The organism is Streptomyces sp. NPDC097595, from assembly GCF_044761525.1.
In the GTDB taxonomy this organism is placed as follows: Bacteria; Actinomycetota; Actinomycetes; order Streptomycetales; family Streptomycetaceae; genus Streptomyces; species Streptomyces drozdowiczii_A.
On sequence record NZ_JBIWCN010000013.1, the window covers coordinates 39,806 to 66,076 of the forward strand.

The 26,271-nt window shown below is 73.0% G+C and carries 16 protein-coding genes; 5 read left to right on the forward strand and 11 right to left on the reverse strand.

All coding sequences use genetic code 11. The features are described 5' to 3' along the window. Positions 1-8: 8 nt before the first annotated feature. The gene (locus ACIQZN_RS20745) at positions 9-449 is read right to left on the reverse strand and encodes an Lrp/AsnC family transcriptional regulator (protein ID WP_018103953.1); all 441 of its coding nucleotides are present in this window, start codon (positions 447-449) and stop codon (positions 9-11) included. Between the two features lie 202 nt (positions 450-651). Between ACIQZN_RS20745 and ACIQZN_RS20750 the strand changes: the two genes are divergently transcribed. After that, positions 652-1,047 (forward strand): hypothetical protein, encoded by a 396-nt coding sequence (locus ACIQZN_RS20750; RefSeq protein WP_403995752.1) that lies wholly within the window; start codon positions 652-654, stop codon positions 1,045-1,047. Between the two features lie 398 nt (positions 1,048-1,445). On the opposite strand, the gene ACIQZN_RS20755 is transcribed toward ACIQZN_RS20750, so the two are convergent. Beyond that, positions 1,446-2,618 (reverse strand): acyl-CoA dehydrogenase family protein, encoded by a 1,173-nt coding sequence (locus tag ACIQZN_RS20755; protein WP_403995755.1) that lies wholly within the window; start codon positions 2,616-2,618, stop codon positions 1,446-1,448. 380 nt (positions 2,619-2,998) lie between these two features. Here ACIQZN_RS20755 and ACIQZN_RS20760 point away from each other — a divergent pair, with 380 nt between their 5' ends. Then, positions 2,999-4,243 carry a glycoside hydrolase family 18 protein gene (locus tag ACIQZN_RS20760; RefSeq protein ID WP_403996126.1) on the forward strand — a complete coding sequence of 415 codons (1,245 nt, stop codon included), beginning with the start codon at positions 2,999-3,001 and terminating at the stop codon, positions 4,241-4,243. 73 nt (positions 4,244-4,316) lie between these two features. Here ACIQZN_RS20760 and ACIQZN_RS20765 read toward each other — a convergent pair whose 3' ends face one another. Continuing rightward, a complete protein-coding gene (locus ACIQZN_RS20765; protein ID WP_403995758.1) occupies positions 4,317-4,466 on the reverse strand; it encodes an SCO1431 family membrane protein in 150 nt (49 codons plus the stop codon). Positions 4,467-4,660: 194 nt separating this feature from the next. Next, positions 4,661-8,452 (reverse strand): S8 family peptidase, encoded by a 3,792-nt coding sequence (locus tag ACIQZN_RS20770; protein ID WP_403995761.1) that lies wholly within the window; start codon positions 8,450-8,452, stop codon positions 4,661-4,663. 207 nt (positions 8,453-8,659) lie between these two features. Between ACIQZN_RS20770 and ACIQZN_RS20775 the strand changes: the two genes are divergently transcribed. Beyond that, positions 8,660-9,526 carry a helix-turn-helix transcriptional regulator gene (locus ACIQZN_RS20775; protein WP_403995764.1) on the forward strand — a complete coding sequence of 289 codons (867 nt, stop codon included), beginning with the start codon at positions 8,660-8,662 and terminating at the stop codon, positions 9,524-9,526. A gap of 42 nt (positions 9,527-9,568) precedes the next feature. On the opposite strand, the gene ACIQZN_RS20780 is transcribed toward ACIQZN_RS20775, so the two are convergent. Next, the gene (locus ACIQZN_RS20780; protein ID WP_403995767.1) at positions 9,569-13,663 is read right to left on the reverse strand and encodes a S8 family serine peptidase; all 4,095 of its coding nucleotides are present in this window, start codon (positions 13,661-13,663) and stop codon (positions 9,569-9,571) included. A gap of 338 nt (positions 13,664-14,001) precedes the next feature. Here ACIQZN_RS20780 and ACIQZN_RS20785 point away from each other — a divergent pair, with 338 nt between their 5' ends. Beyond that, positions 14,002-18,276: a S8 family serine peptidase gene (locus ACIQZN_RS20785; RefSeq protein ID WP_403995770.1), complete on the forward strand. Its 4,275-nt coding sequence runs from the start codon at positions 14,002-14,004 to the stop codon at positions 18,274-18,276. Positions 18,277-18,330: 54 nt separating this feature from the next. Here ACIQZN_RS20785 and ACIQZN_RS20790 read toward each other — a convergent pair whose 3' ends face one another. From ACIQZN_RS20790 to ACIQZN_RS20810, 5 genes are all read right to left on the reverse strand, one after another. Continuing rightward, the gene (locus ACIQZN_RS20790) at positions 18,331-19,506 is read right to left on the reverse strand and encodes a PP2C family protein-serine/threonine phosphatase (protein ID WP_403995773.1); all 1,176 of its coding nucleotides are present in this window, start codon (positions 19,504-19,506) and stop codon (positions 18,331-18,333) included. Between the two features lie 36 nt (positions 19,507-19,542). Beyond that, positions 19,543-20,877 (reverse strand): glycosyltransferase, encoded by a 1,335-nt coding sequence (locus ACIQZN_RS20795; RefSeq protein ID WP_403995776.1) that lies wholly within the window; start codon positions 20,875-20,877, stop codon positions 19,543-19,545. 45 nt (positions 20,878-20,922) lie between these two features. Continuing rightward, positions 20,923-22,056, reverse strand: coding sequence for a non-hydrolyzing UDP-N-acetylglucosamine 2-epimerase (gene wecB, locus ACIQZN_RS20800; RefSeq protein ID WP_403995779.1), 1,134 nt, complete (start codon positions 22,054-22,056; stop codon positions 20,923-20,925). Positions 22,057-22,200: 144 nt separating this feature from the next. Continuing rightward, a complete protein-coding gene (locus ACIQZN_RS20805) occupies positions 22,201-22,902 on the reverse strand; it encodes a response regulator transcription factor (RefSeq protein WP_403995783.1) in 702 nt (233 codons plus the stop codon). Between the two features lie 143 nt (positions 22,903-23,045). Continuing rightward, complete coding sequence (locus ACIQZN_RS20810) at positions 23,046-24,458, reverse strand: FAD-dependent oxidoreductase (RefSeq protein WP_403995786.1); 1,413 nt, start codon at positions 24,456-24,458, stop codon at positions 23,046-23,048. A 72-nt stretch (positions 24,459-24,530) separates the two neighbouring features. Between ACIQZN_RS20810 and ACIQZN_RS20815 the strand changes: the two genes are divergently transcribed. Next, positions 24,531-25,181 (forward strand): TetR/AcrR family transcriptional regulator C-terminal domain-containing protein, encoded by a 651-nt coding sequence (locus ACIQZN_RS20815; protein ID WP_403995789.1) that lies wholly within the window; start codon positions 24,531-24,533, stop codon positions 25,179-25,181. Positions 25,182-25,209: 28 nt separating this feature from the next. Here the strand turns inward: ACIQZN_RS20815 and ACIQZN_RS20820 are convergent, their stop codons facing one another. Next, positions 25,210-26,259 carry a glucose 1-dehydrogenase gene (locus ACIQZN_RS20820; protein ID WP_403995792.1) on the reverse strand — a complete coding sequence of 350 codons (1,050 nt, stop codon included), beginning with the start codon at positions 26,257-26,259 and terminating at the stop codon, positions 25,210-25,212. Positions 26,260-26,271: the final 12 nt, after the last annotated feature.

The following is a 26,271-nucleotide window of genomic DNA, read 5'->3' on the forward strand; positions in this document are numbered from 1 at the left end:
GCGCCCCCTCAGATCTGCGGCGGGCGCGCCTCGTACGGGGTCGACAGGACGACCGTGGTGCGGGTGGAGACGCCGGCGAGGGAGCGGATGCGGGTGAGCAGGTTCTCCAGCTCCAGCGGGGTCGCCACGCGGACCTTGAGGATGTAGTTCTCGTCGCCGGCGACGCTGTGGCACGCCTCCAGCTCGGGGACGCCGGCGAGCCGTTCGGCGATGTCGTCCGGGGCGCTGGGGTCGAACGGCTTGACCGAGATGAACGCGGTCAGCGGCAGGCCGACCGCCTCCGGGTCCACGACCGCGGCGTAGCCGCGGATCACCCCGCGCTGCTCCAGCCTGCGGACGCGCTGATGAACCGCCGAGGTGGACAGGCCGGTGGCCTTGCCCAGGTCGGTGTAGCTCATCCGCCCGTCCTTGACGAGCAACTCCACGATGTGACGGTCCAGCTCCTCCATATGGATCAATCTATGGCCATGAGTCGTTCCCGGCACAGCTGCCCAGCCCTTGGGACGGCACCTGCGGCGGGCATGTGACCAACGCCACAGGTTTACGCGGCAGTAGGGGGACACGGAACGGTTACGGCCGATCGGTGGCGGGAAGTGCTTGCTGTGGCCGAGGCCACAGCGTCATGCCGGCCCATCCGAGGGGGGATTTCCCATGCCACACCTGAAGCTCACCGGACGTACCGAACCGGAGCCCGTTGATCCGTTCGAGGACTCCGCTCCCGACGCGTACGACACCTTCGAGATGTACCGCGTCGTCTGCCCGGACTGCGCGCAGCCCATCGCGCTCCTGGCGGACGAGGACGTGCTCCCGGAGCACGCGCTGTGCCCGTCCCCGTGGAACCCGTTCGTGCTCACCGTGTGCCCCGGTACGGGGCGTGCCGCCGGGGACCGCCCCGCGGAGGCGGACGGGATGCAGGAGCAGGAGACGGCGCTGCTGCTGACGCTCCCGCAGGGGCTCGACTGGCGGACGCAGCCCTTCTCGCACGCCGGGGGTGCCGGTTCCCGCCCGATCCGGGTGGACCACCCGCTCCGGCGCGAGGCCGCCTGAGCCTCCCCCTTCCGAACGCGCGGCCGGGGTGCGTGAGCAACCCGGCAGCCGGGGAGAACCGGGTGAACATGCGCCCGAATCGAACAGGCAGTGACCCCGCCGCGTCCCACGACGTTGGCCCGGTATGACCCCGCTGCATTCCACGGCCGGCCCCGGACGCCGCCGACTCGCCGCTCCGCCCTCCGAAGAATCGGTTCCGCAGCCCGGTTCCGTACCGGCGTCCCAGTCCGAACCACCCCGGTCGGCGCCGCGCGCGGTGCCCCATTCGAGCGATCCGCCGATCTACCGGGCGCTGCTGCGGCACTGGGAGAGCACGGGCCGGACCCTGCCGGGCCGTCATGACCAGGACTGGAACCGGATCATGACGACGCCCGTGTGGTCCGAGCGGCCGCTGCGGATCAGCGGGACTCAGGGCCCGCAAGGTGGCGCGCGATGACCATCCGCTGAATCTGGTTGGTGCCCTCCACGATCTGGAGCACCTTGGCCTCGCGCATGAGGCGTTCGACGGGGAAGTCCTGCGTGTAGCCGTAGCCGCCGAGCACCTGGACGGCGTCGATGGTCACCTGCATCGCGGCGTCCGTGCAGAAGAGCTTGGCCATGGCGGCCTGGCGCGAGAAGGGGCGGCCGGCGTCCCTGAGGCGGGCGGCTTCCAGGTAGAGCGCGCGGCCGGCCTCGATGCGGGTCGCCATGTCGGCGAGCATGAACCGCAGGCCCTGGAAGTCCGCGATGGGGCGGCCGAACTGCTTGCGGCCGGTGGCGTAGCCGAGGGCCTCGTTCAGGGCGGCCTGGGCGACGCCGATGGCGCAGGCGGCGATGCCGAGGCGGCCGGAGTCGAGGGCGGAGAGGGCGATCGCGAAGCCTTGGCCCTCCTCGCCGATCCGGCGGGCGTCGGGGACGCGGACGCCGTCGAAGTGGAGCTGGGCGGTGGGCGAGCCCTTCATGCCCATCTTCTTCTCGGGGACGGCCGCGCTCAGCCCGGCGGCGTCACCGGGGACGAGGAAGGCGGTGATGCCCCGGGCGCCCTCGGCGCCGGTGCGGGCCAGCACGGTGCAGAAGTCAGCGATGCCGCCGTGCGTGATCCAGGCCTTGGTGCCGGTGATCACCCAGTCGTCGCCGTCCCGTACGGCCTTGGTGCGCAGCGAGGCGGCGTCGGAGCCGGAGGCGGGTTCGGAGAGGCAGTAGGCGCCGAGCAGGCCGCCGGAGAGCATCGACGGGAGGTGTTCGGCGCGCTGCTCCTTCGTGCCGTAGCCGGCGAGTCCGTGGCAGGCGAGGGAGTGGACGCTGACGCCGAGGCCGACGGTGAGCCGGGCGGCGCTGAGCTCTTCGAGGACCTGGAGGTAGACCTCGTACGGCTGGTCGCCGCCGCCGTGTTCGGAGTCGTAGGGCAGTCCGAGCAGGCCGGACTCGGAGAGCAGGGTGAAGATCTCGCGGGGGAAGCGGCCCGCTTCCTCCTCCTCGGCCGCCCCGGGGACGATCTCCCGCTGGGCGATGTCCCGTACGAGGTCGATCAGCTGGCTGGACTCCTCGGTGGGCAGACGGCGTTCGACCCACTGCGGGGCACGGTCGGACATGACGGCGCTCTCCTCCCTGTCGGGCGTTGCGGCGGTCGCGCGCGCGGGGTGTGAGCGGCGCCGCCGGGGGGATCTCCGGGCGATGCCCGAATTCACTGCTGCCCAGCCGATGTTGCCCTCTCGGATTGCGAGAGGCGCAGGCAGGCGGCTGTGGCGGGACGAGTATGCCCGATCGGATGGCATCCGTCACCGGTTGACCGAACATACGAATGAATGGGCTTCGGACACCCGGCTCTCGGCGCCCGGAGATCATCGATATTGGTCCGAACCATTGACCCAACTGGTCTAGTCCATCTACCGTTCCCGGCGAACCGGCTTTCCGCGTTCATGCCAAATTCGAGCGCCGGAAGCCGGTAGTCCATTGGCGCCCGGGAGCCCGACTGCGGGCCCTCGCCGCTGCCGCGTGTACCGCCGCTCTGGGCGCGGCCCTGCTCGGCGTCGCCGGCACCGGCTCCGCCGGCGCGGCCCCCGCCGCGCCCCGGGCCGCCGCACCGGCAGCAGCACCCGCCGCCCCCACAGCGGCCGGTGACAAGGTGGTCGGATACTTCACCGAATGGGGTGTCTACGACCGGAATTACCACGTCAAGAACATCGAGACCTCGGGCTCGGCCGACAAGCTCACGCACATCAACTACGCCTTCGGCAACGTCCAGGGCGGCAAGTGCACGGTCGGCGACTCGTACGCGGACTACGAGAAGGCGTACACCGCCGACCAGTCCGTCGACGGGGTCGCCGACACCTGGGACCAGGAGCTGCGGGGCAACTTCAACCAGCTGCGCAAGCTGAAGAAGCTCCACCCGGACCTGAAGGTGCTGTGGTCCTTCGGTGGCTGGACCTGGTCCGGCGGTTTCGGTGAGGCCGCGAAGAACCCGGCCGCGTTCGCCGACTCCTGCTACAACCTGGTCGAGGACCCGCGCTGGGCCGATGTGTTCGACGGCATCGACATCGACTGGGAGTACCCCAACGACTGCGGCCTGACCTGTGACACCAGCGGCCGGGAGGCCTACGGCAACCTGCTGTCGGCGCTGCGTACGAAGTTCGGCGGCGACAACCTGGTCACCTCGGCGATCAGCGCGGACGGTTCGGAAGGCGGCAAGCTGGACGCCGCCGACTACGGCGGCGCGGCGCAGTACGTCGACTGGTACAACCCGATGACGTACGACTTCTTCGGCGCCTGGGACGCGCAGGGCCCGACCGCCCCGCACTCCCCGCTGACCTCCTACGAGGGCATCCCGAAGGACGGCTTCAACAGCGAGGCCGCCATCGACAAGCTGAAGGCGCAGGGCGTCCCGGCCTCGAAGCTGCTGCTCGGCATCGGCTTCTACGGGCGTGGGTGGACCGGCGTCACGCAGGACGAGCCGGGCGGCACGGCGACCGGCGCGGCCCCGGGCACGTACGAGGCGGGCATCGAGGACTACAAGGTCCTCAAGAACACCTGCCCCGCCACGGGCACCGTCGCGGGCACGGCGTACGCGCACTGCGGCAGCAACTGGTGGAGCTACGACACCCCCGCCACCATCGGCACCAAGATGGCGTACAAGAACCAGCAGGGCCTGGGCGGCACCTTCTTCTGGGAGCTGAGCGGTGACACCACCGACGGCGAGCTGATCAAGGCGATCGACTGACCCGGTGACGCGGTGAAACATCAGGGGCGGGGAGCCTTTTCGGACTCCCCGCCCCTGATCCAAACGAAAGGCCCTAGAGCAGGCCGAGTTGCGTGACGAGCATGGCGACCACGACCACGAGGGTCCAGCCCGCGATGTGCTCCAGCAGCTTGGGGCCGTCTTCGGGGCCGCCGGTACGGGCGCGGCGGCGGGCGGCGGTGAGGGTGGCGGCGGTCGCGCTCATGGCATCTCGTTCGGTCGGCCGGCAGAAGGTGTACCCAGCACCCGGCCGGGACCCGACCACAGTGCCAGCCCGGCGGGTCCCGGGGTAGAGACGTCCGTCACTGCTCCCGGGCGGCCGGGACCGCCACCGCCCCCACGACGTGCGGAAACCGTGCGAGGGGCGATGGCGGGTGTGCCGCAGACCACATCGCGCGCTCAGCGCACCTCGTACGCCCTGATCATGGTCTGGCTCACCCGGGCGCCCTCCTTGTCCGTGAGCGTGACCTTCAGGTGGACGAACGTTCCGGCGGGCGCGTCACCCGGGAGCCGGACCTGCCAGCCGTCGCGGGTGGACGTGGCGCGGGCCTCGTGCCAGCCGGTGACCGCCTCGACGGTGGACTCGGTGCCGTACGCGTACGACAGGCTCACCTTCCGCAGGGTGGCGGGCCGCGCCGAGTCGTCGGTGACGGCGCTCAGGCCGATCGTGGTCGGCTCCCCCGCCGGACGGGAGTTGCGCAGGTCGGACGGCAGGTCGAGGGCCGGGATCAGCAGGTGCTGGGCGCCCTGGTCCGAGGCGTCGGTGGTGAAGACCCACTCGGTGGCGTAGGCGAGGCCGGTGCGGTCGAGCGTGCCCGCGCGCCGCTGCCACTGCTGCTGGAAGGTGACCTCCGCCTTCTTGTCGGGCAGGTCGAAGGTGCCGGAGACCATGGCCCGCGGTTCGCCGTCGACCAGGAGCCGGCGGGTGCCGGAGTCGGTCATGGCGAGGGTGGAGTCGTGCCCGCCCGCGTCGCCGAACGGGGCGATCGTGTAGCCGAGGCGGTTGCTCTCGCGGTTCATCAGGGGCTGCGCGTAGGTGTTGCGGACGGGCCCGTAGGGCGACTTGTACCACTGGGACGTCGTACGGCCCTTGTCGAGCTCGCGGGGCCCGTCGTACGAGGTGCTGCCGTACGGGCCGAGGTCCCGGCGCATCAGGGTGGTCCAGGCGACCCCGTCGCGGCCGGCCGGGGTGAAGTACTCGGTGCGCTGCTGGGGCGCGTGCAGCGGCAGGGTGGTGCCGCCGGCCCAGATCGCGGGGATGCCCGGCAGGCCGACCTTGACGTCCGACCAGTACGTCGCGTCGTCGGCGCCCTGTACGTGGTAGCGGGCGTCGGTGGCCGCGAGGTCGCGGTCGCGGACGCGCTGGGTGCCGGTCGGGATCGAGCCGTGCCCGGTGAGGGCGAGGTTGTAGACGTACGGGCTGCGGTCGGTCGCGGTGCCGGACCACTTCAGGGAGACATCGCCCCGATCCAGGGCGGCCTTGATCGCCCGCGAGTCGGCCGCCGTGATGGTGGCCTGCGGGATGCCCTCGGGGCCGGTGATCTGGAACCGGCCCTCGCTCTCCGGGACGGCTGCCAGCACGCCCGCGGCGCCTGCCTGCCGCGCGGCCTTGTCCCAGGTGAAGGCATTGCCGCCGCCAGTGCCCGCGTCCACGAGGGCGATGCGGCCCTGGAGGTCGTGGGCGGCGAAGTTCGCGTCGGTGCCCTTGCCGATGTACGTCACCGGTGCCGAGCCCTTGCCGTCGAACTCGGTCCCCTTCTGCACCGGCAGCGAGTCCAGGACCCGGCCGCCGGGGATGGTGAGGGCGGCGCGCGGCGCGGTCTGCCGGGCGGAGGCGAGGAACGTCAGCCGGTCGTCACCGTGCACCGGCTGGGCGTAGATCTCCTTGGCGTAGGACGGTACGGAGGTGAGGTAGCCGGCCTGGAGGCGGCGCGAGTCGTCCAGCCCGAGGGCGAGGCCGATGGCGAAACCGGCGCCCTGGCTGGGGCGTTCGGTGTCCCAGGAGATGCGGCGCGCGGCGCGGGCGTCGAGGGTGACCTCGGTGTCGCCGGAGACCGTCAGCTTCTCGCGGTAGAGCTGGCTGACCGACTCCACACTGCCGATGTCGCCGGGCTCGTCGCGGGTCATGACGAGGCCGCTCAGCGCATACGTGCCGAGGGGCACCCGGATCGTGGTGCTGCCGGGCTCGGGGTAGCCGAGGGTGTAGCGCTTCGCCGTGTCGCGGTGGTCGTCGAACAGCTGGAAGGCGGACGGGGAGGACGCCGGGTCGCCGTGCCGGTCGAGGCCCTTGACGGTGAGGTCGGCGGACGGGACCTCCATGTGCACGCCGAACGGGACGGTGACGCGGACCCCGTGCGACCCGGTCGCGACGAGGCGGCCGGTGACCGTGCCGTACGCCCCGGCGCTCAGCCGGGCGCCCGGGTCGATGCGGACCGGCACATCGGCGGTCCCCCGCGCCGGGACGGTGACCGTGGTGCGGGCCGGACGCGCGAAGCCGGCGACGCGGCTGCCGTCGTCGCCCCGGACGTCCTCGACGCGCAGGCTCAGGCGCACGTCCTTGCCGGTGAGGTTGGTCAGGGTGACCGTCCTGTCGGCCGGGGCGAGGTTCCGCTGCGGGTACGCGAAGTCGCCCAGGAGCGGCACGGGCGGGGCGGTGACCGGCTGGGTCACCGCGCGGGCCACGTCCATCGGGCCCGCGCCCTGCTCCAGGACCGGCGCGTCGGTGGACCGGGCCGACGAGGTGAGCAGCGCCTTGAGCCCGGCCGGGGTCAGCTCGGGGTGCTGCTGGAGGAGCAGCGCGGCGCCGCCCGCGACGTGCGGGGTGGCCATCGAGGTGCCGGACATCTCCTGGTACGCCTGGGCGCCCCGGCCACCGGAGTTGGCGGCGACGACGCCGACGCCCTGGGACGCGATGTCCGGCTTGGCGCTCACGCCGTCGACGGAGGGGCCCCGGCTGGAGAAGGAGGCGGTGGTGTTCTTCCGGTCCACCGCGCCGACGGTGAGGGCGCTGGGCGCGCAGCCGGGTGTGGAGACGGTGCCGTGCAGCGAGGCGTTGCCGGCGGCTATGACGAACAGGGCCTTGTCGCTGAGGCGTTCCACCGCGTCGACGCCGGGCCCGGCGCAGGCGGTGTCGCCGTCGGAGCCGAGCGACATGGAGACGACCCGGGCGCCCTGGTCGACCGCCCATTCCATGCCGTTGACGATGCCGCTGAGGGAGCCGGAGCCGTCGTCGTCGAGCACCTTGCCGATGAGCAGGTCCGCCTTGGGTGCCATGCCCGCGTAGGTGCCGTGCGACGCGGCGCCGGTGCCCGCCACGGTGGACGCGGTGTGGGTGCCGTGGCCGGTGCGGTCGTCGGTGGCCGGGGTGGTCACGAAGGTCTCGCTCGCGGCGACGCGTCCGGCGAGGTCGGGGTGGCCGGCGTCGACCCCGGTGTCCAGGACGGCGACCTTGACGCCGGAGCCGTCGAGCCCGGCCCGGTGCGCGGTGGTGGCGCCGGTGAGGGGCACGGTGGGGGAGCCGAGGCCGCTGACGGCGGTGCCTCGGACCTTGGCGTCGAGCCAGATCTTGCTGACGGTGGTCGCGGTGGCGGTCGTCCGGGCCGTGGATCGCTCGGTGTTCGGGGCGCTCGGGTCGCTCGGGGCGAGCTTCTGCCAGGCGTCGGCGGCGGACTCCTTGCTGACGGCGAGTCCGGCGCCGCCGATGGACTCCAGGGTCGCGGTGGTCCGGGTGCCGGGGACGGCGGCGGGGGCGCCGCGCAGGCCCCGGGCGGCGGCGCCGCCCGCGTACTCCACGACGACGGGCAGGGTGTCCGTGTGCGCGTCGTCGTAGCCGTCGGCGACGAGCCGTCCGATGTCGAAGAGCGCGGCGTCCACGAGCCCGGCGTCCACCAGGCGCTCGACGCCCTGGGGGAACACATAGGTCCGCTTGCCGTCCTGCCAGGTCGCTGCGGCGTGCCCGGTGGAGTCGCCGCCGCGCAGGGCCGCCGAGAGGACCCGGCCGGCGTCGTCCACCTGGGCCTCGACCACGTCACCGGTGATCAGGGTGACGGTCACCGCGCGGCCGGGGCCGTCGGTGAGCGGCCGGTCGGCGTCCGCCGGGGTGCCGGCGGACGCGGCGGGGGCGGCCGCCGCGAGCAGGGCGGCGGTGGCCAGCCCGGCGGCTGTCCGGCGCCATGGCCTCGTACGTCTCATCGTGGGTCTCCAGGAGAGAAGGTGTCCGGTGACCTCGGAGGGAGGCGCCCGGTGAGCAGCAGCGTGGCCAACACCGCTGCTCCGTGGGGGCCTTGGGGCTGGCGAGTGGCTGCCATGACGTAATCCCGACACGGGTGACGAGCCGGTCGCCGGCACCGCGCGGGGGGTCCGTTGCCAGGCCGCCGCGCAGGTGGCGACACTTGTGCCATGTCGTCCCAGCCAGAAGTGCCACCGTTCCCGTCGGCCGAGCCGCCACCCGGGCCGTCCGCCGCCGCGCGCTCCTCCCTGATCCGGTTGCAGGAGGACCTGCGCAGAGCCGATGACTCGCTGGTGCGTCTGCTCGCGGCGTGGCGGCCCGACGGCGCCGAGGTGCCTGGGCAGTTCGTGGAGTTCTGGGAGGGGCGCGAGGCCCAGGCCCGCCGTCTGTACGAGCTGGAGTACGGGGCCCGGACGTCCCTGATGGGGTTTCAGTCGGGGGCCAACACGGTCGCCCCGGTCCCGTCCACGCTGGCGAACCCGGTGGACGCGTCGGCGGAGGAGGAAGAGGCCGAGGAGGAAGAGGCGGAGGAGACGCGGGACGCCGAAGCGGAGCCCCCGTTGCGCAAGGACGGCAATCCCCACGCCGCGTACCGCGTGGTCGTGGACCGGGCCTTCCTCACCGAGCCGGAGGCACTGCGCGCGCTGGACGAGCGGCTGGCGTCCGGCAATCAGGTGCGGGTGGTGGACCAGCCCCTGATCAAGCTCCTCATAGCGGACGAGGAGACGGCCATGGTCCAGCTGGAGGCGGGCCGTTCGATCATCCTCGGGCCGCCCCTGGTCCGGCTGGCGGTCGAGCTGTTCGAGTCCGTGTGGCAGCGCTCGCGGCCGTATCTGCGGGAGGACGGCGACCTGGACCCGGCCGACCGGCGGCTGCTCCAGCTCATGCTGTCCGGGCTGACGGACGCGGCGACGGCCCACCAGCTCGGCACGTCGCCCCGTACGGTCCAGCGCAGGCTGCGCGCCCTGATGGACGCCGCCTCGGTCTCCTCGCGCGTCCAGCTCGGCTGGTACGCGATGCGCAACAACTGGGTGTGAGCGGGCCGCCCGGGGCACGTGGGCACCCCGGGCGGCGGGCCGTCACATCCGGGCGGTGTAGTACTCCAGCGTCCGGCCGTGCAGGCGCTTCACCGGGTCGGTGTAGCGGTCGGACATGGAGTTCTGCTGGAGGTAGTTGGTCACCACCCAGGTCAGGTCCTTCCCGTCGACCGTCCCGTCGTGATTGATGTCGGCGGAACGCTTCGAGGTGCCCCGGGCGTCGTACACGGCGGCGGCGTCGCGGACGTCGATGACGTCGTCCCCGTTGACGTCACCGGCGATCAGCGCCGCCTTCGACGTGGCGCTCGTCCCGGCCACGGCCCCGTACCCGTCCAGGCCGAGGTCGATGTCCTCGGTCCAGGCGAAGTGGCCCGGCACCCGGATCTTCAGGCGGTACGGCTTCGCGGCGGGCTTCAGTCCGTCCGCCGAGATCCGGGCGGTCGCGTCGGCGGCCATCGGGTGCCGGGTGCCGTCCGGGGCGGTCAGCTCGGCCTGGAAGCCGTCGAGGCTGTAGTCGCGCTTCGTGTCGTACGCGTAGTCCTTGGTCAGCAGCGCCTCGGCGGCGGGCTTGGCGGCGAAGGTGGACTGCGGGTTGAGCATCCGCACGGAGCCGTAGAACTGGATGTTCAGCGGCACCTTGGTGCCGGTGGTGTCCGTGGCGCTCGTGGTGCCCGTGTTGAGCCCCGCCGATGCCGTCCAGTGCTCCCCCGTCACCTCGTACGTCACCTTGAGCAGCGGCATCGAGTCGCCGCTCAGGCCCTCCGCGTCCGAGACGTCGAAGTTGAGCGTGGTGTACGAGGAGGCCCCGGCGGACACGGCGGTGGTGGTGATCTCCGACGGGCCGTGGGCGGCCAGTTCGGCGGTCGGCTCAATGCCGGTGATCTTCACGTTCCGGTCGTCGTAGCGGATCTGGGAGCTGAAGGACTTCCAGTGCTTCAGGTCGTGGGCCGTCAGGGTGTACGTGACCCGGTCGCCGGCCCGCGCCACCGGGGCGTCGGCGTCGGCGACGACGTAGGGGATGCCCTCCTTGATGAGGTTGAGGGAGCGGACGCCCCCGATGTTCCCCGCCGCGTCCGTGGGCCACATCTTGACGTAGGCGGTCGGCGGGCCGGGCGAGACGGCCACCGACGCGTTCACGTTTCCGTCGGCGTCGGCGTTGACATGACCGGTGGGCGCGTTGGGGCTGTACGTCGAGTAGTACAGCGCGTTGTCCTTCTGGCCGATGTCGAGCCCGGCCTTGTGGATCGCGTCGGCCTCGCCGTCGCGCAGCCGGCCCGAGAAGGCGAACGACGTGGCGTCGGCGGGAATCTCCACGACCGTGGGGCGGGACGGGTCCCAAGCACCGTACGTGTCCTCGTACGCCGGGGCGTGCGAGTCGACGTAGATGTCGCGCAGCTCCGCGTCGGTGCCGCCGAAGGCGTCCGTGCCCACGATGCGCAGCTTGTAGTGGCCGTCCGCGATCCAGCGGCCGCGGGGGTCGAACGGCGTGGCCTTGCGCCCGGTCACCGGGAAGTACCAGCCGCCGACCGTCGCCGGGCCGTACAGCACGCCCTCGGTGAGGCCCGTCGTGTTGATCCCGCCGACGTAGCCGAGGTCCTTGCCGCGGGCGTCGGCGAGGAAGATGTCGACGCTCGTCAGCTGGCCGGCCATGCGCAGGTTGAAGGTGGCGGCGCCGCCGCCCACGGACCCGGCGTCGGAGAACTGGTTGGTCGAGATGACCGGCTTCGTCATGTCGATCTCCGCGAAGCCGGACTCGGCGACGCGCAGCCCGAACGGCATCCGCAGGGTGTGAAGTCCCTTGCCCTGTACGGGGGTCAGGGTGACGAAGCCCTCGTAGTAGCCGGCCGGCGCGTCGTGCGGCACGCGCAGGGTGGTGCGGACGGGCGTGCTGCCGTGCGGCTTGCTGGTCACCTGGCGGTCGGCGGACAGGGTGATACCGGCGGCGCGGGCGTCCCCGGAGGCCCCGTTGCCCCGGGTGAACGTGGCCTCGACCGCGTAACGGCCCTTGGAGCCGCTGTCGTTGACCAGGTCGAGCCGCTTCTCGACACGGGTGGACCGGCCGACCGGGAGCACCCCGAGATCGAGGGCGCCGGTGCGGTGGTCGAGCTCGGACCGGGTGCCGTCCAGGGAGACGTACGGGGTCTTCGCGGTGACCTGGAGGGAGGTCTCGGTGTGCACGGCGGTGTACGGGTCGACCGCGCCGGCGCCCGCGTCGAAGACGCTCACCTTGCCCGGCATCGGGCGGGCGGTGTTCATCAGCGCCGCCTTGACCCCGTCCGGCGTGAGCCGGTGGTCGTGCTGGAGCAGCAGCGCGGCGGCCCCGGCGACGTACGGCGAGGCCATGGAGGTGCCGCTGAGGCGGGCGTACGCGTCGGTGTAGTCACCGGTCTCCGGCGCGACGGTGTCCGCCGGGACGGACGAGAGCACGCTGACGCCGGGCGCGGTGACCTCGGGCTTGATGGCGCCGGTACCGTACGCCGGGCCGCGCGAGCTGAAGTCCGCGAGCCCGCCGCTGCCGAGCACGAAGGTGCCGGCCTCCGTGAACGTGAGGCGGGCGGTGGAGTCGGCGGTCCCGGCGGCCAGCGCGGCGCCCTCGGCGGCGGTGAGCGAGAAGGCCGGCACATAGGACGGGCTCTCGCCGATGTAGTTCGGGATGTGCCCCTCGTCCGCGTTGTCGTTGACGAGGAGGACGGCGACGGCGCCCATGGTGGCGGCGCGGCGCACCTTCTCGTCCAGGGTGATCCCGCCGCGCTTCACGAGGACGGCCTTGCCCTTGACGTCCTTGCCGCTGTAGCCGGCCGCGGTGCCGGTCCCGACGTCGGCGACCGGGTAGGTGCCCGAGGCCAGGTGGGAGAGCGCGTCGCCGAAGGGCCGGGCCAGCAGCCGCCCCGTGGCGGTGGTGGCGCCCGCCCCGATGCGGTACTCCGGCAGGGTCATCGGTTCGTCGTGCGCGCCCACGGTGAGCGGGAGCGCGGCGGCGCCCGGGGTGCCCAGGGTGTTGGCGCCCGGGCCGCTGTTGCCGGCGGCGATGACGGTGGTGATCCCCGCGAGCACCAGGTTGTCGGCGGCTATCGCCTGCGGGCTCATCGGGTCGTTGACGGCCGCGCCGAGCGACATGTTGACGACGTCCATGCCGTCGTCGGCCACCCGGTCCATCGCGGCCATGATGTCACTCGTACGGCCGCTCCCGTACGGGCCCAGCACCCGGTACGCGTACACGGAGGCACCGGGCGCCACGCCGTGCGCGGCGCGCTCCTGCGCGGTGTCGCCCCGGCCGGCGACGATTCCGGCGACGTGCGTGCCGTGCTCGGTGTAGTAGGCGGAGCCCTGGTTGGTCTCGGCCTGACCGGACGCCTTCCAGTCGGCGTACGTGGTCTCCATGGGGTCGGCGTCGTCGTCCACGAAGTCGTAGCCGCCCTTGTACGCGGCCTTGAGGTCGGGGTGGTGGTAGTCGATGCCGGTGTCGATGATGCCGACCTTGACGCCCTTGCCGGTGATGCCCTCGGCGTGCAGCCGGGCCACGCCGTCGTCGTCCTGCGCGGCGCCGGTAACCCCTCCCCCGCCGCCGTCGACGGGGGAAGGGCGGTCGAGTGCCTTGACGGTGGTGTCCGGCCAGACGGCGGTGACCTCATCGTTGTCGAGGAGTTCGGCGACGCGGTCGCCGGGGAGCCGGAGGCTGACCCCGTCGAAGCTGTGGGTGTAGGTGCGCCCGGGCTTGGGGGCCTTGGCCGTCTTGGCGCCCTTCGCGAACATGCCGTCCAGCGCGGTGCGGAAGCGCTGGTGCGCCTTGGTCACGGCGTCCTTCGCCGCGTCCTCGCCGACCGTGCGGCCCTCGGCCGCGGCGAGCAGGCGGGCGGTCCGGGCGGGCGGGGTCTTCAGCTGGACGATGACGTCGACGGGCTTGCTGCTGCGCAGCGCGGCCTTGTCGGTGAGGTGCAGGCCGCCCATGTCCAGGGCGGCCATCCGGTGCAGGGCTCCCCGCTCCTGGTCGTCCAGGGAGGCGAGCAGCGCGCCGGCACCCGACGTACCGGAGGTGGCGGGTGCGGCGAAGGCTGCGGGGGCGGTGGCCGCGAGGGTGGCGAGCACGGTTGCCGCCGCGGCCAGGGCGAGGTGTCTGCGCCCCGGGGCTTGCGTCATGATTCGTGGGCTCCTCTGGGCAGGGACGGACGGGGTCCCCCTCACCTCGTGAGCTGCGGGGGACGGGCATCGCATGATCGTCGGTGCGTGGGCCTCCGGTGGGAATGGGGAACCGGTGGCGAGATCACGTCTGTCGTCAAGTCGCCATCGGGAGAAGGTGAGTTCGGGGGCTGGCGACAACACGTCGTGTCATGTATCCGCCACGCGAGTGTGCTGCGGCGCCCCGGCCGGGCTCGGTAGACCCGTGCCACGACCTTCCGCCGGTGCCCGGGTTCCGGCGGGAGATCGCCGACGTGGTCCCGGTCCTGCCGAGGCCCCCGCCATGCGAAAGGGCACCCATGTCCCGCCCCACCACCACGCGCCGCAGACGCCGGTTCACCGCCGCCGTGCTGGCGGCCGGCCTGACCGGCTCACTCATGAGCCTGTCGGCACTGCCCGCGCAAGCCGCCGACGTGCCGCACCCGTTGGGCACGGCCGTCCCGGACGCGCCCAAGAAGGCCCTGACCGCCCCGCACGACAAGCTGGGCGCCCACGACCGTACGCTGCTCCAGAAGGCCGAGAGCAAGAAGGCCAAGACGGTCACCGTCCTGCTGGCCACCGGCGAGGGCGACACCGAGGCGCTGCGCGAGAAGGTCGCGGACCTCGGCGGCCGGGTCGCCAGGGCCGACGACAAGCTGGGCTACGTCCGCGCCACCGTGCCGACCGGCAAGGTCACCGCGCTCGCCGCCCTCTCCTCGGTCCGGGCCGTCGACCTCAACGAGACCTTCAAGATCCCCGACCCGTCACCGGTCACCGCCAAGGACAAGAAGGACCACGGCGGCCACGGCCCCACCACGCCGAAGGCCCCCGACCGCACCACCCCGGCCGACAACCCCTACCTGCCCGTGGCCGAGACCGGGGCCACCGGCTTCACCGAGGACCACCGCTCCTGGGACGGCCGGGGCGTCACCGTCGGCATCCTGGACACCGGGGTCGACCTCGCCCACCCGGCGCTGCGCACCACCACGACCGGGCAGCCGAAGATCAAGGACTGGGTGACCGCGACCGACCCGGTGACGGACGCCGACCCGACGTGGCTGGAGATGCGGCTGAAGGTCACCGCGAAGGACGGCACCTTCCGCTACGGCGGGGTCGACTACAAGGCGCCGGACGGGGACTACGAGTTCCAGCTCTTCAAGGAGTCCGACACCTGGGGCGGCGAGCTGGAAGGGGACGTCAACCGGGACGGCGACTACAAGGACGTGTTCGGCGTCCTGTACCGCAAGGCCGACCACCGGGTGTGGGTCGACGCGGACCTCGACCAGACCTTCGGCGACGCCGATGTGGTCGAGCCGTACGCGAAGTCCGGCAAGTGGGCCACCTTCGGCAAGGACGACCCCGCGACGGCCGTCGCCGAGTCGATGCCGTTCACCGTCGAGTACCGCGACGACGTGGACCTGTCGGCGCGGGGCGGCACGAGCGCGGGCAAGACGGCCGACTTCGTGAACATCGGCATCGTCTCCGGTGCCCACGCCACCCATGTCGCCGGTATCACCGCGGGCCACGGGCTGTTCGGCGGGAAGATGGACGGCGCGGCCCCCGGCGCCCGCATCGTCTCGGAGCGCGTCTGTCTCTTCGCCGCCGGCTGCACCTCGTACGCCCTCACCGAGGGCATGATCGACGTCGTCGTGGACAAGGGCGCCGACGTCGTCAACCTGTCGATCGGCGGGCTGCCCGCGCTCAACGACGGCGCCAACGTCCGCTCGGTCCTCTACAACCGGCTGATCGACGAGTACGGCGTGCACATCGTGTCGTCGGCGGGCAACGACGGTCCCGGCATGAACACGGTGTCCGACCCTGCGGTGACGGACAAGGTCATCGCGGTGGGCGCCTCGGTCAGCAAGGACACCTGGTGGGCGGATTACGGCTCCGAGGTGAAGGACCGCCAGTCGCTGTTCCCGTTCTCCGCGCGCGGGCCGCGTGAGGACGGCGGGATGAAGCCGGAGATCGTCGCCCCGGGCGCCGCGGTCTCCTCCATTCCGACCTGGCTGCCCGGCGAGGGCGTGCCCCAGGCCGGTTACGAACTGCCTCCGGGCTACGGCATGTTCAACGGTACGTCGATGGCCTCGCCGCAGGCCGCGGGTGCCGTCGCCGTCCTGCTCTCCGCCGCGTCCGCCTCGCACGTCAAGGTGTCGCCGGCCGGGCTGCGGTCCGCGCTGACCGGCTCGGCGACGTATCTGCCGGACCAGCCGGCGTACGCGCAGGGCGCCGGCCTCGTCTCCGTACCGGCGGCGTGGAAGCTGCTGGCGAAGGGCCTGAAGCCGACGGCTTACTCCGTCGAGGCGCCGGTCTGCGGTGTCCTCGCGGACATGCTGACCACCCCCGGGTCCGGCACCGGCATCTACAACCGCTGCTCCTCCCAGGACGGCGGGCAGCCGCTGCACCGCCCGAAGAACTACACGGTGAAGCTCACCCGCACCGGCTCCGGCAGCCGTGAGGCCCGCCTCTCCTGGGTCGGCAACGACGGTACGTTCAGCGCCCCTCGCACCGTGCGACTGGACCGGGGCCGGGCCACCTCCGTCACCGTCCGCGCCCAGGCGAGGTCCACCGGCGCGCACTCGGCGCTGCTGCGCGTGGACGACCCGGCCACCCCGGGCGTCGACCAGCTGGTCCCGGTCACCGTCGTGGCCGCCGCCGACCCGGCGAAGCCGTCGTACGCGGTGTCCACCGCAGGCTCGGTGGACCGCAACGCCACCCGCTCGTTCTTCGTCTCCGTGCCCAAGGGCGCGGCAGCGCTGAAGGTGGACCTGTCCGGCGTCACCAAGGACAGCCAGACCCGGTTCCTGGCGGTCGACCCGCAGGGCATGCCGGTCGAGGACACCGCCGTGAGCCGCTGCTACTCCCACTTCTCGGACGAGAAGGACTGCGCCTCCGGCTCGCGCACCTACCAGCAGCCGATGCCCGGCGTCTGGGAGTTCGAGGTGGAGGCCCGCCGCACCTCGCCGGTGCTCACCAACCCCTACCGGCTGACCGCGACCGTGCAGGGCGCCACGCTCGACCCGGCGTCCTCGGTGATCGACGTGGCGGCGCTGCACTCGGCGGCCGAGAAGAGCTTCACGGCCGTCAACCGGTTCGCCCCGGTGACCGCGCACGCGGTGGGCGGCTCCCTGGGCGCGCTGTCCGAGGCCCACCCGACCGTCGCCGACCAGGACATGACCGGCAAGCAGGTCACGGTGCCCCGGGACGCGACGCGCTTCGAGGTGTCGATGGGCAACGCCTCCGACCCGGACGCGGACCTGGATCTGTACCTGGTCGCGCAGTCGGGGGCGCTCGTCGCCTCCTCGACCAACGGCGGCTCCCGCGAGTCGATCGTGGTGGACAAGCCGGCACCCGGCTACTACCTGCTCTACATCGCGGGCACGGACGTACCGTCGGGCAGCACCGAGTTCGACATCCAGGACACGATGTTCTCCTCGTCGCTCGGCTCGGTGACGGTGGACCAGGACAAGCCGGTGCGCCTCGCCAACGGCAGGTCCATGAAGATCAGCGGCCGGCTGGTCGCGGACACCGTGCCCCCGGCGGGCCGCCGCATGGTGGGCCGGTTCTCTCTGGCCTCCGACACGGGCACCCTGCTGGGCAGCGCCGACGTGCTGATCGGCAAGGTGTCCACCCCGCACGCGGAGATCACGTCCTCGTTCGGCCCGGCCCTCGCGTTCAGCCTGGACGACAACGGCCGGGTCTCCGGCTCCCAGCAGGTCTCGAACAAGAGCCGCCCGATGCGCTGGGACGCGGAGAACGGAGTCACACTGCTCGACAACGCCGACGCACGCGACGGCCATGTCTACAGTCAGAGTCCGACCAAGGGCTACGCCACCGGTCAGCTCACGCCCGCCGAGGGCACCCGGGCCGGCTTCTGGGACGCGGCGGGCAACCTCACCGTCCTTCCGCTGCCCGACTGGGAGGCGTACCGCTTCGCGCGCGGCTTCGCCGTCAACGACTCCGGTACGGTCGTCGGCAACGCCACGGGCAACATCACCGACCCGGCCACCGGCCGGAACCTCGAAGTGAACGAGGGCTTCGTCTGGAGCGCGGCGACCGGCTTCCGCAAGCTGCCGCACCTCACCGAGAGCCGCAGCCTGACCGAACCGATCGCCATCAACAACGACGGCATCGTGGTCGGCCACTCCTCCAAGGACGGCAGGCGCCGCGCCGTGAAGTGGGACGCGGACGGCAAGATCACCGACCTGGGCACACTGCCGGGCATGCCCGACAGCTACGCCGAGTCGGTCAACGCCTCCGGCACGATCGTCGGCGCCAGCGGTGACGACGCGTTCGTCCTGAAGCCCGGCGGTTCGATGACCCGGCTGCCCGACTTCGGCTTCGACGCGAAGGCGCTCGCGGTGAACGACGCCGGCTGGATCATGGGCACCGCCCAGACCGCGCCGGACGTGGAGACCGCGGTCGTGTGGGACCCGGAGGGCCGCATGTACGAGCTGTCGGCCATGACCGGCTCCTCGCGCTTCGTTCCGCTGGAGGGCATCGACATCAATAACCGGGGCGAGGCGGCGTACTACGCCATGGACCTGGAGGACGGCGGCTCGACCAAGGTCGTCCTGGCCAAGCTGCCTTCCTGACGCTCCCTTCGTCCGCCCTCCCCGCCGCCCGGTGGCGGGGAGGGCGGTGCGCTGTCAGGCCCTCAGCCGGGCGGCGATCGGGCAGTCCCGCACGGCGCACACATCGCACCCGAGCTCCGCCGTCCGGAGCGAGACCCGGGCCCCGCCTCCCCTCGGGGCGGCGACGGCCCCCGCCGGACCCTCGTACTCCAGCAGCAGCAACGCCGAATCGTCCGCCCCGCATGGCGCGGCGTGCCGGTGCACGTCCTCGCGCATCCTGGCCAGGCAGCGGCCGACCGGCCCGTCGCGCAGCAGTCCGCTGTGCGAGCCCAGCGGGTAGAAGCGGCCGTCCTCGTCCCGGGCCTCGGCCAGTCCGTCGGTGTGGAACAGCGCCCGGTCCCCGTCGTGCAGCAGCCCCCGGTGGCGTCCCGGCCGGCCGTCCCCCAGGGCGTCGAGCCCGAGCGGCATGCCGGGCCGGTCCGGCTCGGTCCAGGTCACCCCGCCGCCCGCCCGGACCACCAGCGGCGCCGGATGACCGTAGTTGAGCACGGTCATCCGGCCGTCCGAGGTCACCTCGGCGAGTACGGCGGTGGCGAACCGTTCCTCGTCGGGCCGGCGTGCCAGGGCGCATCCCATGCGCACCCCGACCTCGTCCAGGCTCGGCGACACCGCCGCGTACTCCCGGAACGCGCCCAGCAGGGCGGCCGCCAGCCCGGCGGCCCGCAGCCCCTTGCCCTGGACGTCCCCCATCAGCACCCGGACGCCGCCCCGGACGGGCACCACCTCGTAGAAGTCCCCGCCGATCCTGGCCGCGTCCGCCGCGGACTCGTACGACGCCGCGATGTGCACGGGCCCCGCCGTCTCGGGGAGCGACGGGGCCAGGGCGTCCTGGGCGGTGGCGGCCACGTCGCGCATCACGGCGTGCCCGCTCTCGTGGCCCTGGCGGATGCGCGCCCCCGCGGCGGCGACGGCGGTGACCACGACGACGGCCACCAGCGACACGACCGCCCGGGGCGAGGCGAGCACGTCGTCGTGGTACGCCAGCACCGCGGCCCAGACCGCGGCGAACAGGCCCGTGCCGGCGACGGCCGGGACACGGCCGCGCGCCGAGGCGACGACCGGCCCCACGGAGTAGAGGGCCAGCAGCCTCACCTCCTCCCCCAGCACGAGATCGAGCAGGGCGACGGCGAGTACGGCCCACGCGCCACCGCAGTCGAGATACTTGAAGGCCGGCATTCTCGGGTTCTTCATGGCTCTCCCTCCGCGGGCGTCCCGGTCGCGGGCGTCTCAGACCTCGATGGCGACCCGCCCGTCGGCCGCGGTCTCGGCGTTGCGCCGGGTCTTCGCCCAGCCCGTACGGCCCCGCAGCAGCCGGACGAAGCCGCGCGCCGACACGAGGAACAGGTGGTACGCGTACAGCCAGAGCGCGATCCCCCAGAGCACCCCGGTGAGCCGGGACCGCCCGGGGGCGAACTCGCGGCGGTAGACCGGTCCCCAGAGCACGAACGGGACGATCGACAGGAGTCCCAGGGCGAGCGCGACCGGCCAGGCGGAGAGCACCACATGGGCGGCCTCTCCGTCGATGACGAGCGCGGTCAGCATGAGGACGCTCAGCAGCAGGGTCGTGAGATGGGCGACCGGCTGGAAGAAGGTGTACAGGCACTCCAGCACGCCCTTGGCCGAGTAGTGCCGGGAGCCGGTGATCCGGCCCGCGTACCGCACGCACTGGATGTTGCCCTGCGCCCAGCGGGTGCGCTGGGTGAGGAAGCGCCGGGTGCGCGGCAGGGCCTCCTGGGTCACCCAGGTGTCCGCCAGATGGGTGACCCCGTAGCCGGCCAGCCGCATCTGGACGCCCAGTTCGTAGTCCTCCAGGAGCGCCGCGCGCGCCCACGGCCGGCCGTGCTCCGCGGCGATCCGGTCGAGCGCGGTGAGCCGGGTGAACTGGCCGTTGCCGCCGAGGCCGACCGAGCCGGTGCGGCGGCGCAGGAGCTGCATGCCGGTGTTGGACACGGCGAACTCCGCGTCCTGCATGCGGATCAGGAGCCGGGCGTAGGCGTTGGCGAGCCTGCCCCGGCCGGGCAGCGGGCGGGCGTCCTCGACGTTGCGCATCCGGACGCCGATCTGCACCCCGCCGGTCTCCGGGTCGCCGAAGGCGTCGGGGCCGGCCGCGTGGGCGAGCGCGTCCGGCGACAGCCTGCCGTCGGCGTCGACCACGCAGACGACGAGCCGGTCCCGGTCCGGCTCCCCGGCGAGTGCCGCGTACGCGGCGTTGAGCGCGGCGCCCTTGCCGTTGCGGGCGTCGGGCAGCCGCCGGGAGACGAGGTGCACCCGGTCGTCCCGGGCGGCCAGCGCGCCGACGATCGAGCCCGTCCGGTCCTCGCTCGCGTCGTCGATCACCCAGACGTGCCCGCCCGGGAAGTCGGCACGCAGCCGGGTCACGGTGGTCTCGATGACGGCCTCCTCGTCACGGCAGGGCACGAAGAAGTGCCAGCCGAAGGCGGCGGGATCGCCGGTACGGGAGGGCTGCCGGCGCGCGTAGGCGCGGCGGGCGCCGGCCCAGTAGACGAGGAAGAAGGCGAGGAGGAGGAACGGGAAGACGTAGAGGAAGAGATCGAGGACCATGCGAGGCTCCTGGGAGGCGGCGGACGGGGGCGGGCGCTCCGGGGCTCAGGCGGGGACCGGGGCGGGCACGCCGTCCGGCAGTGCCACGTCCGCGGTGAGGTCCGCGATCCGGCGCGAGGCGCTGCCGTCGCCGTACGGGCTGGGCAGTCCGGCGAGCCGCCGCAGGCCGTCCGGGCCCTCGGCGAGCCTGCGGCGCGCGGCGGTCTCGATGCCGAGGCCGGGCTCCACGAGGTCCGCGAAGTCGGTGAGCGATTCGGGCCGTTCGGTGGACCGGCGGACGACGACGAGCGGCCGGCCGAGGACGGTGGCCTCCTCCTGGATGCCGCCCGAGTCGGAGATGATCAGCGCCGCGTGCCGGGCAAGGGCCAGGAAGGCGCCGTAGCCGGTGGGCGGCACGACGGTGATCGCGTCGAGCAGCGGCCACAGTCCCGCCTCCTCGATGCGGGCGCGGGTGCGCGGGTGCAGGGGCATGACGACGGGCAGCCGCTTGGCGAGACCCGAGAGTTCGCCGAGCACGACGGCCAGCACGGCCGGGTCGTCGGTGTTCTCCGGGCGGTGCACGGTGGCCAGGACATAGCCGTCGGCTTCGAGCCCGTGGTCCGCGAGGAGCCGGGTCCGCTCGTCCGGCGGCGGCAGATGGTCGTGGACCGCCTCGACCACGGTGTTGCCGGTGACGGCGATGCGGTCCGCGTCGATCCCCTCCTCGATGAGGTGGGCGCGGTTGTCGGGGGTGGCGGCGCAGAGCACGTCGGCGAGCCGGTCGATCAGGACCCGGTTGTGCTCCTCGGGCATGTTCCGGTCGTGGCTGCGCAGCCCCGCCTCGACGTGGACGAGCGGCAGCGAGCGCGCGTTGGCGGCGAGGGCCCCGGAGAGGGCGGCGTTGGTGTCGCCCTGGACGACGACCGCGCGCGGCGGGTCCGCCGCGAACCGCTGGTCGAGACCGGTGAGTGCGGCGCCGACCTGGACCGCCCTGGGCCGGCCGCCGACGCCGGTGAGGAATCTCGGCTCGGGCAGCCCGAATTCGTCGAGGAAGCCCCCGGACAGGCCCTCGTCGTAGTGCTGGCCGGTGTGCACGACCCGGGCGGCGGGTCCGAGGACCCGGATCAGCTCGGCGAGTTTGACCAGCTCGGGGCGGGTGCCGAGGACGACTGCGACGCTGTGGGAGGGGAGGGTAGCCATGCCCCCGAGTGTTGATGAACATGGTTGCCAGAACAGCTGCGACAACGTTGTCGAACGGTTGCTTCCGGTGCGGGGGCGGTCATCGGGGACGTACGACAGGGCCGTTCTGCCCTGGGTGGACCCACGGAGGTCCCGGCCATGGACTCACCGAGGTCCCGGCTCGGCGCCCCCGACGAAGCGGTAGCCGACGCCCCGCACCGACTCCACCGGGTCGGGCACCCCGTCACCGGCCGCCGATGCCAGCTTGCGGCGCACCCGGAGCACGGCGAACTTCACCCGGTCCCGGCCCAGTGCGGTCGTGTCGTGCCACACCCGGTCGAGCAGGGTGTCCGTGGTGACGACGGCACCCCGGTTGCGTACGAGCAGTTGCAGCAGCCGGTACTCGATGTCGCTGAGGCGGACCTCGGCCCCGTGCCACAGGACGGTCCGCCGGTCCGCGAGGAGCCTGAGGTGGCTGCTGACCTCGCCGCCCGGCCGCCGCCGCGCGCCCGACCTGCGCAGCAGCGCCTCGACCCGGGCCAGCAGCTCCTCGTTCCGGAACGGCTTGACCACGTAGTCGTCGGCGCCGCCGCGCAGCCCGCGCACCAGGTCCGCGAGGTCGTCGCGGGCGGAGAGGACGATGACGGGGAGGTCGCTCATGTCCCGGGTCCGGGCCAGCACCCGCCAGCCGTCGAGCCCGGGCACTCCGAGATCGAGCAGCATCAGGGCCGGCCGCTCCTCGAACAGCAGCCGCAGCGCGTCCCGGCCGTCGGCGGCGTCCAGCACCTCGTACCCGTCCCCCGCGAGCAGCTCGCGCAACGCCAGGGCCGACGCCGGGTCGTCCTCCACGATCAAGAGTCTCGGCATCGCGGACCGTCGCCCTCCAGGCAGCCCGTCCCGCACCACCACCGGCGCGCCGGGCACATACTCCGAGTGAACCAGCAATGCCCGCCCGCCGCCCACCGCGGGCGCCCCGGCACCCTCGCCCACGCCTTCCGGCCTCGGCTGCCTCAGCCTGCGGAGCCGAAGCGGCGCAGGTAGCCGTCGAGCCCGTCCGGTGTGGTGGAGGCCCATCCGATGTACCCGTCCGGACGTACGAGGAAGAGACCGGTGCCGTACGCGGCGGGCGCGCTCCCGCTCACGACCCGGGCGACCGGTCCGCGCGCGCCGCCGGGTGCGTCGGTCCCGAGCGCGAGCAGCGTCCAGTGCGGTCCCCGGAAGGCGTCGAAGAGCCGTACGCCGTCCACGGTCGCGTCGGGTGCGCGGTCACCGGCCCGGGGCGTGTCCTCCGGGACCGCGTCGCGCGTCTCCTCGGTGAGCGGCGAATCGCGGTACCCGAGGCCCAGTTGGCGGGTGGCGCCGCCTCGGCGGACCTCGCCGCGGTGGACGCCGGTGGACAGGTCGAGCATCTGGGCGGCGATCGGGCGGCGCTCCTCCTCGTAGCTGTCCAGGAGCGCGTCCGGGGCGCCGCCCGTCAGGACCGCGCCCAGCTTCCAGCCCAGGTTGTAGGCGTCCTGGACGCTGGTGTTCAGGCCCTGTCCGCCCGCCGGGGAGTGCACATGCGCGGCGTCCCCGGCGAGGAGGACCCGGCCCGCGCGGAAGCGGTCGGCCAGGGCGGCGCGGGGGCGGAAGTCCGAGGCCCAGCGCACCTCGGTCAGGGCTTCGGCGGGGAGGTGCGAGCGCTGGGCGAGGACCTTGCGGATGCCGTCCGGGGTGAGGTCGACGTCGGTGCCCTCCGGGAAGCGGGCGGTCAGCTGGAAGTCCTCCGTGCCGGCCAGCGGGCAGACGGCGAGGAAGTCCCCGCCGTCGTGGGGCGGGAAGATGTGCCAGTTGTCGCGGTCCAGGCCGGTGAGCCGGACGTCCGCGACCAGCGTCGGGTTCGGGTCGACGGTCTCTCCGGTCATCCCGATGCCCAGCGCGCGGCGCACCGCCGACCGGCCGCCGTCAGCGGCGACCAGATAGCGGCCGCGTACCGTACCGCCGTCGGCGAGACGCACGGTGACGCCCTCCGCGTCCTGCGTCAGACTGGTGGCCTCCCGGCCGAAGGCGACCTCGCCGCCCAGCTCCGCCAGCCGCTCGGCCAGGATCTCCTGGGTGCGCCACTGGGGCACCATCCACGGCTTGTTGTACGGCGCGTCCTCGCTCGGCTCGACCGGGTCGAACATGTGGTGCTCGCCGACGCGCTCACCGTTCCGCCAGACCATGCCGACCGGGTAGGTGCCGCCCGCCGCGTGGATCGCGTCGATCACCCCGAGGTCGTCGAAGACCTCCATGGTGCGGGGCTGGAGGCCCTTGCCCCGGGAGCCGGGGAACAGCTGCTCCGCCCGTTCGAGGACGAGCGCGTGCACACCGCGCCGGGCCAGGTCCACCGCGAGGGCGAGACCGGTGGGGCCCGCGCCGGCGATCAGGACATCCGCGTTCATGACGATTCCCCTTAACGCTGTTAAGTGCTCCGTGGTTCCGAGGATGTCCTTAACGGCGTTAAGCTGTCAAGCGTGAGTACCGAACGACGCGCCCCCCTCGACCGCCGACGGGTCGCGGACACGGCGTTGACGCTGCTGAACGAGGTGGGCCTGGACGGGCTGACCCTGCGCGCCATCGCGAAGGAGCTGGACGTCAAGGCGCCCGCCCTGTACTGGCACTTCAAGGACAAGCAGGCCCTGCTGGACGAGATGGCGACCGAGATGTACCGGCGCATGCTCGCCGGCACGCCCCTGGACCCGGCCGACACCTGGCGGGAGCTGCTGCGGAAGACCAACCACGCCCTGCGGACGTCACTGCTCGGCTACCGGGACGGCGCCAAGGTGTTCAGCGGTTCGCGCTTCACGGGCGCGGTGCACGCCGAGCAGATGGAGGAGAGCCTGCGCCTGCTCACCGCCGCCGGGTTCACCCTCGCCCAGGCGGTGCGGGCGGCCACCACGACGTACATGTTCACGCTCGGCTTCGTCATCGAGCAGCAGGGCGCCGAGCCGCTGCCGGGGCTGCGCCGGGAGGGCTTCGACGTGGACGAGCGCGCGCGGATGCTCGCCGCCTATCCGCTGACCGCCGCGGCGGGTGCGGAGATCTTCGCGGACTACGAGCAGCACTACGAGGAAGCGCTCGGCCTGGTGATCGCGGGCATCGCGGCGGCCTACGGCGTCGACTGACGGCGCGCGCGGCGGCCGGGGGGGCGCGTCAGTCCAGGTCGATGACGACCTTGATGTCACCGTCCTGCGCGGTGAACGCCTCGGCGGCGTCCCGCAGCGGCACCCGCCGGGTGATCATCCGTTCCAGCCAGGCCGGCTCGGCGCGGCGGAGGGCTTCGGCGCCCGCGCGGTAGTGGCGCAGATTGGCGTTGACGGAGCCCACCACGGCGACGTTGCCCCGCACCAGCTCGTTGTTGAGCGCGCCGGCCTCCACCGGCAGCCGGCGGGCGTCGGGCGACACACCGAGCAGGCAGACGATCCCGTAGCTCGCGGTCCCCCGCATCGCCCCCAGGACCACGTCTCCGGCGCCCGTCGTCTCGATCACCACGTCGGGCCGGAGGGCGGAGGCCACCTCGTCGATGGAGCCGCTGTGGTAGGTGGCGCCCAGGCCGGCCACCAGAGCGGGCTTCGGCCCTGTGGTCACCCGGTCGAGCACATGGACGTCCAGCCCGCGCTGCCGGCCGAGGAGCGCGGCGAGCAGGCCGATCGGCCCGGCGCCGGTGACCAGGACCCGCTCCGGCTCGAACCAGGAGCGCGCGCCGATCCGTTCGACCTGCTCCCACGCCTTGGCCAGCACGGTGGCCGGTTCGAGCAGGACGCCGACGCGCTCCAGGGACGGGTCGAGCCGGACCGCGTAGTCGCTCCCGACGGTCCAGAACCGGCTGGCGTAACCGTGCAGTTCCCTGATCCCGCGCTCCGTGTAGCGCCCGTTGCGGCACATGTCGAACTCGCCCCGGGCGCAGGCACCGCACGGTTCCGGATCGGGGCGCCGCACGACACCCACGACCAGGTCCCCGGCCGCGAAGCCGCTCCCCGTGGGCGCCTGCCGCACCCGGCCCAGCGACTCGTGCCCGATGATGAGCCGCTCCTCGCCCTTCGGCGCCCGCCCGAGCCCCCCGGCCAGGATCTCCCTGTCCGTGCCGCAGACCCCCACGGAGATCCCGTCGACCAGGAGCTCCCCCGCGCCCGGCACGGGGTCGGGCACCTCGCAGACCTCAAGGCTCTTCCCGGCCGAGGGCCGGACGGTCACGGCACGCATGGGTCCCCTTCC

Coding starts and splice junctions, on each gene's coding strand:
- ACIQZN_RS20750 (WP_403995752.1), top strand. CDS start 652: ATGCCACACCTGAAGCTCACCGGACGTACCGAACCGGAGCCCGTTGAT.
- ACIQZN_RS20795 (WP_403995776.1), bottom strand. CDS start 20,877: ATGGTCCTCGATCTCTTCCTCTACGTCTTCCCGTTCCTCCTCCTCGCC.
- ACIQZN_RS20770 (WP_403995761.1), bottom strand. CDS start 8,452: ATGAGACGTACGAGGCCATGGCGCCGGACAGCCGCCGGGCTGGCCACC.
- ACIQZN_RS20805 (WP_403995783.1), bottom strand. CDS start 22,902: ATGCCGAGACTCTTGATCGTGGAGGACGACCCGGCGTCGGCCCTGGCG.
- ACIQZN_RS20820 (WP_403995792.1), bottom strand. CDS start 26,259: ATGCGTGCCGTGACCGTCCGGCCCTCGGCCGGGAAGAGCCTTGAGGTC.
- ACIQZN_RS20775 (WP_403995764.1), top strand. CDS start 8,660: ATGTCGTCCCAGCCAGAAGTGCCACCGTTCCCGTCGGCCGAGCCGCCA.
- ACIQZN_RS20790 (WP_403995773.1), bottom strand. CDS start 19,506: ATGAAGAACCCGAGAATGCCGGCCTTCAAGTATCTCGACTGCGGTGGC.
- ACIQZN_RS20780 (WP_403995767.1), bottom strand. CDS start 13,663: ATGACGCAAGCCCCGGGGCGCAGACACCTCGCCCTGGCCGCGGCGGCA.
- ACIQZN_RS20755 (WP_403995755.1), bottom strand. CDS start 2,618: ATGTCCGACCGTGCCCCGCAGTGGGTCGAACGCCGTCTGCCCACCGAG.
- ACIQZN_RS20810 (WP_403995786.1), bottom strand. CDS start 24,458: ATGAACGCGGATGTCCTGATCGCCGGCGCGGGCCCCACCGGTCTCGCC.
- ACIQZN_RS20785 (WP_403995770.1), top strand. CDS start 14,002: ATGTCCCGCCCCACCACCACGCGCCGCAGACGCCGGTTCACCGCCGCC.
- ACIQZN_RS20745 (WP_018103953.1), bottom strand. CDS start 449: ATGGAGGAGCTGGACCGTCACATCGTGGAGTTGCTCGTCAAGGACGGG.
- ACIQZN_RS20765 (WP_403995758.1), bottom strand. CDS start 4,466: ATGAGCGCGACCGCCGCCACCCTCACCGCCGCCCGCCGCCGCGCCCGT.
- wecB (WP_403995779.1), bottom strand. CDS start 22,056: ATGGCTACCCTCCCCTCCCACAGCGTCGCAGTCGTCCTCGGCACCCGC.